The 13,198-nt window shown below is 69.8% G+C and carries 12 protein-coding genes and 2 pseudogenes; 12 read left to right on the top strand and 2 right to left on the bottom strand.

The annotated features are described in order from the left end of the window. The 3 genes and pseudogenes from DQP56_RS18370 to ribD all read left to right on the top strand — a co-directional run. Positions 1-667 (top strand): annotated as a pseudogene (locus tag DQP56_RS18370) (rRNA cytosine-C5-methyltransferase); the annotation flags it as partial. A gap of 5 nt (positions 668-672) precedes the next feature. Continuing rightward, positions 673-1,350, top strand: coding sequence for a ribulose-phosphate 3-epimerase (gene rpe / locus DQP56_RS18365; RefSeq protein ID WP_205868912.1), 678 nt, complete (start codon positions 673-675; stop codon positions 1,348-1,350). A gap of 63 nt (positions 1,351-1,413) precedes the next feature. Next, positions 1,414-2,438 (top strand): annotated as a pseudogene (ribD, locus tag DQP56_RS18360) (bifunctional diaminohydroxyphosphoribosylaminopyrimidine deaminase/5-amino-6-(5-phosphoribosylamino)uracil reductase RibD). A gap of 50 nt (positions 2,439-2,488) precedes the next feature. On the opposite strand, the gene DQP56_RS18355 reads toward ribD, so the two are convergent. Beyond that, positions 2,489-4,051, bottom strand: a complete 1,563-nt coding sequence (locus DQP56_RS18355; protein WP_112687823.1) for an MFS transporter — start codon at positions 4,049-4,051, stop codon at positions 2,489-2,491. After that, the gene (locus DQP56_RS18350; protein WP_165825072.1) at positions 4,051-4,749 is read right to left on the bottom strand and encodes an LppX_LprAFG lipoprotein; all 699 of its coding nucleotides are present in this window, start codon (positions 4,747-4,749) and stop codon (positions 4,051-4,053) included. The genes DQP56_RS18355 and DQP56_RS18350 overlap by 1 nt, the downstream gene beginning before the upstream one ends. Before the next feature lie 211 nt (positions 4,750-4,960). On the opposite strand from DQP56_RS18350, the gene DQP56_RS18345 reads away from it, so the two are divergent. The 9 genes from DQP56_RS18345 to whiA form a co-directional block, all read left to right on the top strand. Next, entirely contained in the window at positions 4,961-5,566 is a 606-nt protein-coding gene (locus DQP56_RS18345) for a riboflavin synthase (RefSeq protein ID WP_112687821.1), read from the top strand. 125 nt (positions 5,567-5,691) lie between these two features. Then, positions 5,692-6,162, top strand: a complete 471-nt coding sequence (locus tag DQP56_RS18340) for a hypothetical protein (RefSeq protein ID WP_133258963.1) — start codon at positions 5,692-5,694, stop codon at positions 6,160-6,162. Positions 6,163-6,348: 186 nt separating this feature from the next. Further along, on the top strand, positions 6,349-7,626 hold the full coding sequence (locus DQP56_RS18335; RefSeq protein ID WP_112687817.1) for a bifunctional 3,4-dihydroxy-2-butanone-4-phosphate synthase/GTP cyclohydrolase II: 1,278 nt from the start codon (positions 6,349-6,351) through the stop codon (positions 7,624-7,626). A 28-nt stretch (positions 7,627-7,654) separates the two neighbouring features. Then, the gene (ribH, locus tag DQP56_RS18330; RefSeq protein WP_112687815.1) at positions 7,655-8,134 is read left to right on the top strand and encodes a 6,7-dimethyl-8-ribityllumazine synthase; all 480 of its coding nucleotides are present in this window, start codon (positions 7,655-7,657) and stop codon (positions 8,132-8,134) included. Beyond that, positions 8,134-8,625 carry a PH domain-containing protein gene (locus DQP56_RS18325; RefSeq protein WP_165825071.1) on the top strand — a complete coding sequence of 164 codons (492 nt, stop codon included), beginning with the start codon at positions 8,134-8,136 and terminating at the stop codon, positions 8,623-8,625. Before ribH ends, DQP56_RS18325 begins: the two co-directional genes overlap by 1 nt. 66 nt (positions 8,626-8,691) lie before the next feature. Further along, positions 8,692-10,650: an excinuclease ABC subunit UvrC gene (gene uvrC / locus DQP56_RS18320; protein ID WP_112687811.1), complete on the top strand. Its 1,959-nt coding sequence runs from the start codon at positions 8,692-8,694 to the stop codon at positions 10,648-10,650. Then, positions 10,647-11,582: an RNase adapter RapZ gene (gene rapZ / locus DQP56_RS18315; RefSeq protein WP_112687809.1), complete on the top strand. Its 936-nt coding sequence runs from the start codon at positions 10,647-10,649 to the stop codon at positions 11,580-11,582. The genes uvrC and rapZ overlap by 4 nt, the downstream gene beginning before the upstream one ends. 112 nt (positions 11,583-11,694) lie before the next feature. Further along, positions 11,695-12,774: a uridine diphosphate-N-acetylglucosamine-binding protein YvcK gene (gene yvcK, locus DQP56_RS18310; RefSeq protein WP_112687806.1), complete on the top strand. Its 1,080-nt coding sequence runs from the start codon at positions 11,695-11,697 to the stop codon at positions 12,772-12,774. Next, a partial coding sequence (gene whiA, locus DQP56_RS18305; protein ID WP_526022713.1) for a DNA-binding protein WhiA occupies positions 12,765-13,198 on the top strand: 434 nt, incomplete at its 3' end. The genes yvcK and whiA, both read left to right, overlap by 10 nt.

The following is a 13,198-nucleotide window of genomic DNA, read 5'->3' as shown; positions in this document are numbered from 1 at the left end:
GGAGCCGGTGCAGGCCGGTGCGGCCCTGGTGCAGGACGAAGGCAGTCAACTGGTGGCCCGGGCACTGACATTGGCTCCGGTGGCCGGCGACGACACCGGGCGGTGGCTGGACCTGTGCGCCGGGCCCGGCGGAAAGACCGCGCTGCTGGCCGCGCTGGGAGCCGCGACCGGGGCCAGGGTCACCGCGGTGGAACAGTCGCCGCAACGCGCCGACCTGGTCACCCAGAACACCCGCGGCCTGGATGTAGCGGTACTGACCGCCGACGGCCGCGATTCGGGGTTGCCGCCCGGCTTCGACCGGGTACTGGTCGATGCGCCGTGCACCGGCCTGGGCGCATTGCGGCGGCGCCCCGAAGCGCGCTGGCGCCGCCAGCCCGCCGATGTCCCGGTATTGGCGAAACTGCAGCGCGAACTGCTCGCCGCGGCGATCGCGCTGACCCGGCCCGGCGGCGTGGTGCTGTATGCGACGTGTTCGCCGCACCTGGCCGAAACCGTCGGCGTGGTCGCCGACGCGCTGCGGCGGCACCCGGTGACGGCGCTGGACACCCGGTCGTTGTTCGCGCCGCTGGACGGCTTGGGCCTGCTCGGGGAAGGCCCGCACGTGCAGCTGTGGCCGCACCGGCACGGCACCGACGCCATGTTCGCCGCGGCGCTACAAGTAGGCTGAGCCACGTGTCACGACCCATGATCGCGCCGTCGATCCTGTCGGCGGACTTCGCCCGACTCGCCGAGGAGGCCGACGCCGTCAAGGGCGCGGACTGGCTGCACGTCGACGTGATGGACGCCCACTTCGTGCCCAATCTGACGATCGGCCTGCCGGTGGTGGAAAGCCTGCTGGCGGCCACCGACATCCCGATGGACTGCCATCTGATGATCGAGGACCCGGGCCGGTGGGCGCCGCCGTACGCCGAGGCGGGCGCCCATAACGTCACGTTCCACGCCGAGGCCACCGACGACCCGATCGCGGTCGGGCGCGACATCCGCGCCGCGGGTGCCAGGGCCGGGCTCAGCATCAAACCGGGCACGCCGCTGGAGCCCTACCTGGAGATCCTGCGGAACTTCGACACCCTGCTGGTGATGTCGGTGGAACCGGGATTCGGCGGGCAGTCCTTCATCCCCGAGGTGTTGAGCAAGGTGCGCGCGGTGCGCAAACTGGTCGACGCCGGCGAGTTGAGCATCCTGGTGGAGATCGACGGCGGCATCAACGCCGACACCGTCGAACAGGCCGCCGAGGCCGGCGTCGACTGTTTTGTCGCGGGTTCGGCCGTCTACAGCGCCGAGGACCCGGGCGCCGCGGTCGAATCACTGCGCCGCCAGGCCCTCGCCGCCTCGCCGCATCTGCGCGCATGAGTGCCGAGGCATGAACCCCGAAGGCGACGGCGAGCGAGGGACGAACGAGCAAGGAGCCGAGGCATGAACAGCGCCCCGGCCGCGACGGACGCCGCCGGCTTCGATGCGGCGATGCTGCTCGCGATCGACCAGTCGCAGCAGGTCAAGGGCAACACCTATCCCAATCCGCCGGTGGGTGCGGTGGTGCTCGACCGTGACGGCCAGGTGGTCGGTGTCGGCGGGACCCGGCCGACCGGTGAGGCGCACGCCGAGGTGGTGGCACTGCGCCGCGCCGGCGAGCTGGCCGCCGGCGGCACCGTGGTGGTCACACTGGCGCCCTGCAACCACCACGGCCGAACGCCGCCGTGTGTGGAGGCGGTGCCGGCCGCCTCGGGGTTGGGGTCCTCGACGGCATAGACCACCCGTGCCACACCGGCGGGCCGGCGCGGCTGGCGGCGGCCGGGATCGAGGTGCTCTCCGGGGTGCAGGCCGCCGCGGTGACCGTCGGGCCGCTGCGGGAGTGGTTGCACAAGCAGCGCACCGGTTTGCCGCATGTGACGTGGAAGTACGCCACCAGCATCGACGGGCGCAGCGCCGCCGCCGATGGGTCGAGCCAATGGATCACCAGTGAGGCGGCGCGGGCCGACCTGCACCGCCGCCGCGCGGCCGCGGACGCCATCGTGGTGGGCACCGGAACGGTGCTCGTCGACGATCCGACGCTGACCGCCCGGCTGCCCGACGGCACCCTGGCCGACCGGCAGCCGCTGCGGGTGGTGGTGGGGGAGCGCGAGATCTCCGCAGACGCCCAGGTGCTCAACGACGACTCACGCACCATGGTGATCCGCACCCACGATCCGGCCGAGGTGCTGCGGGCGCTCTCGGATCGCACCGATGTGCTCCTGGAGGGCGGTCCCACGCTGGCCGGGGCATTCCTGCGGGCCGGGGCCATCGACCGGATCCTGGCCTATGTGGCGCCGATCCTGCTGGGCGGGCCGATCACCGCCGTCGACGATGTCGGCGTGTCCAGCATCGCCCGGGCGCTGCGGTGGCGGTTCGACACCGTCGAGCCGATCGGCCCGGATCTGCTGTTGTCCCTGGTTCCGCACTGAGCCATCCCAGCGGCGCCGAGCAGACGTGAAGTCCCCCAAAATAGGACGATTCAGGGGGCCTTCACGTCTGCTCGCGCAACAGAAACAGCGGCGTCGGGGTCCTCGACGGAAACCTTGTTGCTGCCGATGAACAGCCCGAGCACCGCGCCCACCACACAGACGATCGCGGTGATCCCGAAGATCTCGCCGTACATCATGGCGAACGCCAGCTTCGAGTTGTGCGCGGTCGCGGCCATCTTCTCGGCCAGGCTGCCGCCGGGCACCTTGGGGATGCCGGCCAGGATCTGGTTGAAGCGGTACAGGCCCCACGCCGACAGGGCGGCCAGCCCGACGAGCATCCCCGTCATGCGGGCCACCACCACGCCGGACGCGGCGATGCCGTGCTCGCGCGGCGGAACCGACCGCATCACCGCCGACGTCAACGGGCCGATCACCAGCCCCAGCCCGAAGCCGGCCAGCATCTGGTCGGTGTCCAGGGCGGGCAGCGAGAACAGCCCCAAGATGTCATGCCGGTAGGCCAGCAGATCGACCGGCCATTTCGAGATCAGCCAGTAGCCGCCGGCCGCGATCAACAGGCCGACGAACGTCACCCCGCGGTCGCCGACCCGGGTGGCGATCCAGCCGCCCAGCAGCGCACCCACCGGTAGCGCGACCAGGAACCGCAGCAGCAATCCGGCGGCCTCGTTCTGGGTCATGCCCAGCACGCCCTGCCCGAACAGTTCGACGTCGACCAGCGTGACCATCAGTGCCGCGCCGGCACACACCGAGGCGCCCAGCGCGGCCAGAAACGGCCCGAACCGGGCGCCGGTCGGGTCGATCAGCTTGGTGCGGGCGAACCGCTCCCACAACGCGAACAGCACCGTGGCCGCCAAGGCGGCCGCCAACACCTGGGGGCCCCAATCGGGCAGTGCCTGCTTGGCGTTGGGTTCGGGGTTGTACAGGCCGATCACGGCCAGCCCGAGCGCCGCCGCCAGCAGCAGCCCGCCGACCACGTCGACGCGTTCGGGCGGCGCGTCATCCGGGGCGGCGTCGGCCCGCGACGGCAGGCTGAAGTGGATCATCACCATCGCCATCGCGGTCAGCGGCACGTTGATCCAGAACACGTCGCGCCAATCCCGCAGCAGCCAGACGATGAAGATGCCGTAGAGCGGCCCGAGCACGCTGCCGAGTTCCTGGGCGGCGCCGATCCCGCCGAGCACACCGGCGCGGTTGCGCTGCGACCACAGGTCGGCGCCCAGGGCCAACGTCACCGGCAGCAGCGCGCCGCTGGCGACGCCCTGGATGGTGCGGCCCACCACCAGCATCGACAGATCCATCGCCAGTGCGGTCACCACCGAGCCGATGGCGAACGTGGTCAGGCTCACCTGGAGCAGCAGTTTGCGGCCGAATCGGTCCGACGCCCGGCCCAGCAGCGGCATCGCGGCGATGTAGCCGAGTAGATAGCAGGTGATGATCGGGGTGAGCTGCTGGATCTTGTTGATCGGGATCCCGACACCGGCAGGCTGCGGCGCCATGATGTCGCGCATGATGGTGACTACGACATATGTGTCGAGGGCACCGAGCAGGACCGCGAGGCTACCTGCGCTGATTGCGAGTCTGCGGTTGACCCGCATCACGCTCCCGCCGGCTTCTCAACCGTGACCGGGTCATTCCAGTTCGACAGCGTCATCTGGATCGAGTTGCCGGCACTGGGGTCGAGCTGGGCCTGGACCAGCTGGTGGTCGCCATCCTCCTGGATCCAGACCGTGGCCGGCGTCGACGCGGTGGCCTTGAGCTGCGGGGCCAGGGCGTTCACGGCGTCGGCGGGCGCATCGCCGGTGACCCGGACCGCCTTCTGGCCGTTGATGGTGTCGCGGGCCTGCGCCTTCGGGTCCTTCAGCTTGGCCAGCATGTTGGCCAGCCCCTTGTCGGGGCTCAGGATCGCTGCCACATCGTAGATCTTGTCGGCGGCGCCGTAGTTGTCGTAGTCGTCACCGGTGATCGCCGCGTACAGATCGCCGTTGATCACGACGAACTTGGCGTCGACGTCCGAGCCCAGCATGGTGATCGTCGCGCTGCCCTTGGCCGCCGTGGTCGGTTCGTTGGTCAGATCACCCTCGAGCGTCTTGACCGGCAGGTTCTTGATCTGGCCGGTCACCGAGAGGGCCAGGTGGGCGCTCTTGAGGTCGGCGGTGGTGGCGGCCGACTCCTTGACCAGCGTCGTCGCGTCCGGCAACGGCCCGCCGGCATCCTTGCTGGAGCAGCCGGCGAACAGCGCGGCAGCGGTGGTGGCGGTGGCCAGGGCGATCACAAGTCTGCGCATGGGTGACATCGTATAGAGGCCGCCCAGCCGGGGGCGGTCCAGCGGGCGCATAACCGATGGCGCCGACCCGCTGCGCCCGACTCCGTCGCGCTTGCGATCGTTGTGCGCCTGGCGCCGACCCGCTGCGCCCGACTCCGTCGCGCTTGCGATCGTTGTGCGCCTGGCGCCGACCCGCTGCGCCCGACTCCGTCGCGCTTGCGATCGTCGCTAGCCTGTTGTGATGTTCACCGGAATCGTCGAGGAACTGGGCGAGCTGGTCAGCCGCGACGAGCTGACCGACGCCGCGCGCCTGGTCATCCAGGGCCCGACCGTCGTGTCCGACGCCCGCCACGGCGATTCGATTGCCGTCAACGGGGTGTGCCTGACGGTGGTGGAGGTGCTGCCCGGCGGCCGGTTCTCCGCCGATGTGATGCGCGAGACGCTGGATCGGTCCAGCCTGGGATCCCTGCAGGTCGGCGGGCCGGTCAACCTGGAGCGCGCGGCCGCACTGGGCAGCCGGCTGGGCGGCCACATCGTGCAGGGCCACGTGGACGGCACCGGCCGGGTGCTTTCCCGCACTCCCGGCGAGCACTGGGAGGTGGTGCGCATCGCGCTGCCCGCCGCCCTGGCGCGCTATGTGGTGGAGAAGGGCTCGATCACCGTCGACGGCGTCTCGCTGACCGTCGCCGGGCTGGGCTGTGACCCCGACGACTTCTTCGAGGTGTCGCTGATTCCGACCACCCTGCAGCTGACCACGCTGGGTCGTGCCCCGGTCGGCACGCTGGTCAATCTCGAGGTCGACGTCATCGCCAAGTATGTCGAGCGACTGGTGACCACCAGCCGGTGAATTGCCTACGAGGTCACTGTCAGCGGCATGTGACGGCGGGTGAATCGCGGTCTTCGCGGCGTAAGTTGGCCTACCGACTTGCGGACGAGGACGTAGGAGAATCAATGCTGCACAGCGGCAATCGCGTGACATCTGCCACCGGGGCGGTGCTGTTCGCCGCCGTGCTCAGCGTCGCCACCGCGCCGGTGTTGTCGACTCGCGGCCCGGCGGCACACCGTGCTGAGGTGGCGTTGACCAGCGACAGCTTCGGGCTGGATGTGGGTGATCTGGACAGCTTCCTCAACGATATCGGGCTGGGCGACGTGATCACCGACAACGACTTCTTGCTGGGCACCACCGACCCGACCGAGAGCCTCGGGCAGTGGTTCTTCGCCACCTCATCCGTCGAATTGATGAACCTGCTTTCTGGTGTCTACGCGAGCACGTTGTCAACGGTTTTGGTCACCGAGCTGCTGGTACCGGTGATCGGCGACCTGCGTGACATGGTCACCGCCCCCGGCGACGTCGGGGCGGACGTGAGCCAACTCCTTGCAGATCTCGGGCAGGGTACCGACCAGGTGCTCGCGGCCGCCGCGGAGTTGCTGCTGTTGGCTTGACCCGGGATCGCCGCTGGTAAAGGCACGGTCACGGCCGCTAGCGGGCTGCTGAGCGCCGTGCCGACACGGTGCCAGATCCCGCTCACCGAGTCACGCGGCAAGGCGCGGCCTCCCGGTGGTTCATACTGGACGGGCGGGTTACGCCGATCGGGCGGCCCGGAGACGGCGAACTCAAGGGTGGCATAGATGACGAAGTTGGACACCGTCGAGCGGGCGGTTGCCGACATCGCGGCAGGAAAAGCCGTCGTCGTCATCGACGACGAGGACAGGGAGAACGAAGGCGACCTGATCTTCGCCGCCGAGAAGGCCACCCCCGAACTGGTGGCGTTCATGGTGCGCTACACCTCCGGGTATCTGTGCGTGCCACTGGACGGCGCCATCTGCGACCGGCTGGGCCTGCTGCCGATGTATGCGCTTAACCAGGACAAGCACGGCACCGCCTACACCGTCACCGTCGACGCGAAAAACAATGTGGGAACCGGGATCTCGGCCTCGGACCGGGCCACCACGATGCGGCTGCTGGCCGACCCGGCGGCCGCCGCCGACGAGTTCACCCGGCCGGGTCACGTGGTGCCGCTGCGGGCCAAGGACGGCGGGGTGCTGCGCCGGCCGGGCCACACCGAGGCCGCGGTCGACCTGGCCCGGATGGCCGGCCTGCAGCCCGCCGGCGCGATCTGCGAGATCGTCAGCCAGAAGGACGAAGGCGCGATGGCCAAGACCGACGAGCTGCGGGTCTTCGCCGACGAGCATGGTCTGGCGATGATCTCGATCGCGGACATGATCGAGTGGCGCCGCAAGCACGAGAAGCACATCGAGCGGGTCGCCGAGGCCCGCATCCCGACCCGCCACGGCGAGTTCCGGGCGGTCGGTTACACCAGCATCTATGAGGACGTCGAGCACGTGGCGCTGGTTCGCGGCGAGATCGCCGGCCCGCACAACGACGGCGACGACGTGCTGGTCCGGGTGCACTCGGAGTGCCTGACCGGTGACGTGTTCGGTTCACGGCGCTGCGATTGCGGGCCGCAACTCGACGCCGCGCTGGCGATGGTGGCGCACGAGGGCCGCGGGGTGGTGCTCTACATGCGCGGCCACGAGGGCCGCGGCATCGGGCTGCTGCACAAGCTGCAGGCCTACCAGTTACAGGACGCCGGCGACGACACCGTGGACGCCAACCTCAAACTGGGGCTGCCGGCCGATGCACGCGACTACGGCATCGGGGCGCAGATCCTGGTGGACCTCGGCGTCCGCTCGATGCGGCTGCTCACCAACAACCCGGCCAAGCGGGTGGGGCTGGACGGCTACGGGTTGCACATCATCGAGCGGGTTCCGCTGCCGGTACGGGCCAACGCCGAGAACATCCGCTACCTGATGACCAAGCGCGACCGGATGGGCCACGACCTGACCGGACTGGAGGAGTTCGACGATTCCGCACACCTGCCGGGCGAGTTCGGCGGGGCGCTGTGAGCCGCGCTGTCGTGGGAGAGCGGCATCGATGAGCGGCCTGGGTGTGCCGGACATGCCGGCCCTGGACGCCCCGGGCGTGCGGTTGGCGATCGTGGCCAGCACCTGGCACGCGCGGATCTGTGACGCCCTGCTGGCCGGCGCCCGCACCGTGGCCGCCGACGCCGGCATCACCGAACCGACGGTGGTGCGCGTTCTCGGGGCCATCGAGATTCCGGTGGTGGCCCAGGAGGTGGCCCGCAACCACGACGCGGTCATCGCACTGGGAGTGGTGATCCGCGGTGGGACACCGCATTTCGACTACGTGTGTGACGCGGTCACCCAGGGGCTGACCCGGGTGTCGCTGGATGCGGCGATACCGGTGGCCAACGGCGTGCTCACGGTCAACGATGAGGAACAGGCGCTGGACCGCGCCGGACTGCCCGGGTCGAGCGAGGACAAGGGGGCCCAGGCCGCCGCTGCCGCGCTGAGCACGGCGCTGACCCTGCGCGACCTGCGCGCCGCGCCGTGATGGCCGGGTCGGGATCCCCGCAGTGGGATCTGGAGGTGCGTCCGCGCCTGATGCGCATCGGCTTGTGGAGTGCGGCGATCCTGATCGTGGCGATTCACGTGGTGGTGAGCTTTCTGCTGACGATCCGCTCCAGCGGGGTCATCTTTCGCACCTACGACCGGGTGGCGGTGGTGGTGCTGGGCATCATCGTGGCCGGCTCACTGCTGGTGTGGACGCGGGCCCGGGTGCGGGCGGGCGAATCCGGGGTGTCGGTGCGCAACGGGCTCGGCGATCGGTTGATCCCGTGGTCGGATGTGCTCGGGGTGTCCTTCCCGCCGGGCAAGCGATGGGCCCGGCTGGAGCTGCCCGACGACGAATACATTCCGCTGGTCGCCATCCAGTCCGCCGACAAGGAGGCCGCAGTGGAAGCCATGCGCACGCTGCGGGCCCTGGTGGCGCGCTACCGTCCCCCCGGCGAGAAGTCCCCCGCAACCGGGCGGTACCCGCAGTGACGGCCCGCTGTTCTGCCTGAAAACGGGGCTTTCATGTCTGCTCGCCGTAGAAAGTAGCCTGGTTACGTGCCAGACCCCGCGACCTACCGCCCGGCGCCCGGCTCCATTCCCGTCGAGCCCGGTGTCTACCGGTTCGTCGACTCACACGGCCGGGTCATCTACGTGGGCAAGGCGAAAAGCCTGCGGTCGCGGCTGACGTCCTACTTCGCCGATGTCGCCGGCCTGCACCCGCGCACCCGCCAGATGGTGACCACCGCCGCGAAGGTGGAGTGGACGGTGGTGGGCACCGAGGTCGAGGCGCTGCAACTGGAGTACAACTGGATCAAGGAGTTCGACCCGCGGTTCAATGTCCGCTACCGCGACGACAAGACCTATCCGGTGCTGGCCGTCACCCTCAACGAGGAATACCCGCGGCTGATGGTCTATCGCGGACCGCGCCGCAAGGGGGTCCGGTACTTCGGTCCCTACTCGCACGCCTGGGCGATCCGCGAAACCCTGGACCTGTTGCTGCGGGTGTTTCCGGCGCGCACCTGCTCGGCCGGGGTTTTCAAGCGGCATCAACAGATCGGACGGCCCTGCCTGCTGGGCTACATCGGCAAGTGCGCGGCGCCGTGCATCGGACGCGTCAGCGCCGAGGAGCACCGCCGGATCGTGGAGGATTTCTGCGACTTCCTGGCGGGCAAGACCGACCGGCTGGTGCGCAGCCTCGAGCAGCAGATGCTGGCGGCCTCCGATGAGCTCGACTTCGAGCGGGCCGCGCGGTTGCGAGATGATGTGGCCGCGCTGAAACGGGCGCTGGAGAAGCAGGCCGTGGTGCTCGGCGACGGCACCGACGCCGACGTGGTGGCGTTCGCCGACGACGATCTGGAGGCGGCGGTCCAGGTGTTCCACGTGCGTGGCGGGCGGGTTCGCGGCCAGCGCGGCTGGATCGTCGAAAAGCCCGGCGACCCCGGAGATTCCGAGAACTCGCTGGAGCGTCTCGTTGAGCAGTTCGTCACCCAGTTCTACGGCGATCAGGCTGCGCTGGAGGGCTCGGCCGACGAGCCGATCAACCCGGTGCCGCGCGAGGTGCTGGTGCCCTGTCTGCCGGCCAACGCCGACGAATTGATCAGCTTGCTCTCCGAGCTGCGGGGCTCGCGGGTGTCGCTGCGGGTGCCGTTGCGCGGTGACAAGCGGGCACTGGCCGAGACCGTTGAACGAAATGCCAAAGACGCACTGCAGCAACACAAGCTGAAGAGGGCCGGAGACTTCACCGCCAGGTCAGCTGCGCTGCAGAACATTCAGGAGGCACTGGGGCTCGCCGACGCTCCGCTGCGCATCGAATGCGTCGACATCAGCCACGTGCAGGGCACCGACGTGGTCGGGTCCCTGGTGGTGTTCGAGGACGGCTTGCCCCGTAAGTCGGACTACCGCCACTTCGCCATCCGGGAGGCGGCCGGCGAGGGCCGCTCCGACGACGTGGCATCGATCGCCGAGGTCACCCGCCGCCGGTTCCGTCGTCACCTGGACACCGAAGTTCTTGCCCCGGAAGGCAAGTCACGTAAGTTCGCCTATCCGCCGAATCTGTATGTGGTGGACGGGGGCGCCCCGCAGGTCAACGCGGCGGCCGCGGTGCTCGCCGAGCTCGGTATCACCGACGTCGCGACGATCGGCCTGGCCAAGCGGCTGGAGGAGGTGTGGGTGCCCTCCGAGCCGGACCCGGTTATCCTGCCGAGGCAGAGCGAAGGCCTGTATCTGCTGCAGCGGATCCGCGACGAAGCCCACCGGTTCGCCATCACCTACCACCGCAGCAAGCGGTCCAAGCGGATGACGGCGTCGGTGCTGGACGCGGTGCCCGGGCTCGGTGAGCATCGGCGCAAGGTGCTGATCTCCCATTTCGGCTCGGTGGCACGGCTGAAACGGGCTACCGTCGAGGAGCTCACCTCGATCCCGGGAATCGGCGCGGCGACCGCGGCGGCCGTACTCGAGGCACTGGGGGCCGACGGCGCGACGGGTGCCGCTGAACAGCAACGGATGTCGGGATGAACAGCGAATTGCCGAAGGGCGTGCGGGAGCGCGACGTCGGCGGCCCCGGAGACGGTGCCGGCATCGACGTGGTGCTGGTCACCGGGCTGTCCGGTGCGGGGCGCGGGACCGCCGCCAAGGTGCTCGAGGACCTGGGCTGGTACGTCGCAGACAACCTGCCGCCGGAGCTGATCGCCCGGATGGTGGACCTGGGCTTGGCGGCAGGCTCCCGGATCACCCAGCTGGCGGTGGTGATGGACGTGCGTTCGGCCGGATTCACCGGCGACCTCGACTCGGTGCGCACCGAGCTGGCCACCCGCGGCATCAACCCGCGAGTGCTGTTCATGGAGGCCGGCGACGACGTGTTGATCCGCCGCTACGAGCACAACCGGCGCAGTCATCCGCTGCAGGGCCAGCAGACGCTCACCGAGGGCATCACCGCCGAGCGGGTCATGCTGGCGCCGGTGCGCGCGGTGGCCGACCTGGTGATCGACACCTCGGTGCTCAGTGTGCGCGAGCTGCGGGAGAGCATCGAGGAGATGTTCGGCGGGGACGCCGTCAGTGCTCCGACATCGGTTACCGTCGAGTCCTTCGGCTACAAGTACGGTCTGCCGATGGACGCCGACATGGTGATGGATGTGCGGTTTCTGCCCAATCCGCACTGGGTCGACGAACTGCGTCCGCACACCGGACAGCATCCGGCGGTGCGCGACTACGTGTTGAGCCAGCCGGGTGCAGACGAATTCCTCGACGCCTACCATCGGCTGCTGTCGCTGGTGGTGGGCGGCTACCGACGAGAGGGAAAGCGATACATGACCGTGGCCATCGGGTGCACCGGCGGCAAGCACCGCAGTGTCGCCATCGCCGAGGCGCTGGCGCTGCGGTTGGACACCGAGGACGCGTTGGACGAGTTGTCGGTGCGCGTCCTGCACCGGGATCTGGGTCGCGAATGAGTTGCGCCGGCGACGATGCCGTGGGGGCGCACCCCCTCGCCGCTGTGCGGCTGGGGGTACCCCCACCCGCTTGCGGGGGACGGAGCTCGCGGAGCGATGAGGAGCGGCGCCAATGAGTGTGGAGCCCGCCAACGGCAACCCGGGCATCGTCGCGCTCGGCGGCGGGCACGGCCTGTATGCGACGCTGTCGGCCGCCCGTCGGCTGACCCCGCACGTCACAGCGGTGGTCACCGTGGCCGACGACGGCGGCTCGTCGGGGAGGTTGCGCGGCGAGCTGGACGTGGTGCCGCCGGGGGATCTCCGCATGGCGCTGGCGGCATTGGCCTCCGACAGCCCCACCGGACGGCTGTGGGCCACCATCCTGCAGCACCGGTTCGGCGGCACCGGCGCGCTGGCCGGCCACCCGATCGGCAACCTGTTGCTGGCCGGCCTCAACGAGGTGCTGGCCGACCCGGTGGCGGCGCTCGATGAACTCGGGCGGATGCTCGGTGTCAAAGGCCGGGTGCTGCCGATGTGCCCGATCGCGCTGCAGATCGAAGCCGACGTGTCCGGGCTCGACGCCGACCCGCGGCTGTCCCGGCTGATCCGCGGCCAGGTGGCGATCGCGACCACCCCGGGCAAGGTTCGCCGGGTGCGGCTGCTGCCGGGCAACCCGCCGGCGACCAGGCAAGCCGTCGACGCCATCATGTCGGCGGATCTGGTGGTGCTGGGCCCGGGATCGTGGTTCACCAGCGTGATCCCGCACCTGCTGGTACCCGGGCTGGCGTCGGCGCTGCAGGGCACCAAAGCCCGCCGCGCCCTGGTGCTCAACCTGGTCGCCGAACCGGGGGAGACCGCCGGATTCTCGGTGGAGCGCCACCTGCACGTCTTGGCCCAGCACGCCCCGGGTTTCACCGTCGATCACATCATCATCGACGCCGGCCGGGTGCCCAGTGAACGCGAACGCGAACAGTTGCGTCGCGCTGCGACCCTGTTCGAAGCCGAGGTTCGGTTCGTGGACGTCGCCAGACCTGGTACACCTTTACATGACCCAGGAAAATTGGCGGCAGCGCTGGACGGGGTTCGAGAGACCGGCGCGTCGTCGCGGAGGATCCCGACACCGGCCACAGCGCCCGTCGAGGGCGGGGGCCGGCGATCCGGCGTGAGTGGACCGAGCGGGCTCGGGCCGGGAGGTGACAAGTCGTGGCGATGACGGCGGAAGTCAAGGACGAGCTGAGCCGTCTCGTGGTTAGTTCGGTCACGGCGCGCCGCGCCGAGGTCGCGGCGTTGCTGCGCTTCGCCGGCGGGCTGCACATCGTGGCCGGCCGGGTCGTGGTCGAGGCCGAGGTGGATCTGGGCGTCATCGCGCGCCGGTTGCGCAAGGACATCTTCGACCTGTACGGCTACAGCGCGATCGTGCATGTCCTGACCGCGAGCGGGATGCGCAAGAACACCCGCTACGTGCTGCGGGTCACCAAGGACGGCGAAGCACTGGCCCGCCAGACCGGATTGCTGGACTTGCGTGGCCGACCGGTGCGCGGCCTGCCCGCCCAGGTTGTCGGCGGCAGCGTCGCCGACGCCGAAGCCGCTTGGCGGGGAGCGTTTTTGGCGCACGGATCGTTGACGGAGCCGGGCCG

Source organism: Mycolicibacter senuensis, from assembly GCF_003284925.1.
Lineage (GTDB): Bacteria > Actinomycetota > Actinomycetes > Mycobacteriales > Mycobacteriaceae > Mycobacterium > Mycobacterium algericum_A.
This window is presented reverse-complemented; position numbering and strand designations above follow the sequence as displayed.

Coding starts and splice junctions, on each gene's coding strand:
- DQP56_RS18350 (WP_165825072.1), bottom strand. CDS start 4,749: ATGTCACCCATGCGCAGACTTGTGATCGCCCTGGCCACCGCCACCACC.
- DQP56_RS18345 (WP_112687821.1), top strand. CDS start 4,961: ATGTTCACCGGAATCGTCGAGGAACTGGGCGAGCTGGTCAGCCGCGAC.
- yvcK (WP_112687806.1), top strand. CDS start 11,695: ATGAGTGTGGAGCCCGCCAACGGCAACCCGGGCATCGTCGCGCTCGGC.
- DQP56_RS18325 (WP_165825071.1), top strand. CDS start 8,134: ATGGCCGGGTCGGGATCCCCGCAGTGGGATCTGGAGGTGCGTCCGCGC.
- ribH (WP_112687815.1), top strand. CDS start 7,655: ATGAGCGGCCTGGGTGTGCCGGACATGCCGGCCCTGGACGCCCCGGGC.
- DQP56_RS18335 (WP_112687817.1), top strand. CDS start 6,349: ATGACGAAGTTGGACACCGTCGAGCGGGCGGTTGCCGACATCGCGGCA.
- DQP56_RS18355 (WP_112687823.1), bottom strand. CDS start 4,051: ATGCGGGTCAACCGCAGACTCGCAATCAGCGCAGGTAGCCTCGCGGTC.
- rapZ (WP_112687809.1), top strand. CDS start 10,647: ATGAACAGCGAATTGCCGAAGGGCGTGCGGGAGCGCGACGTCGGCGGC.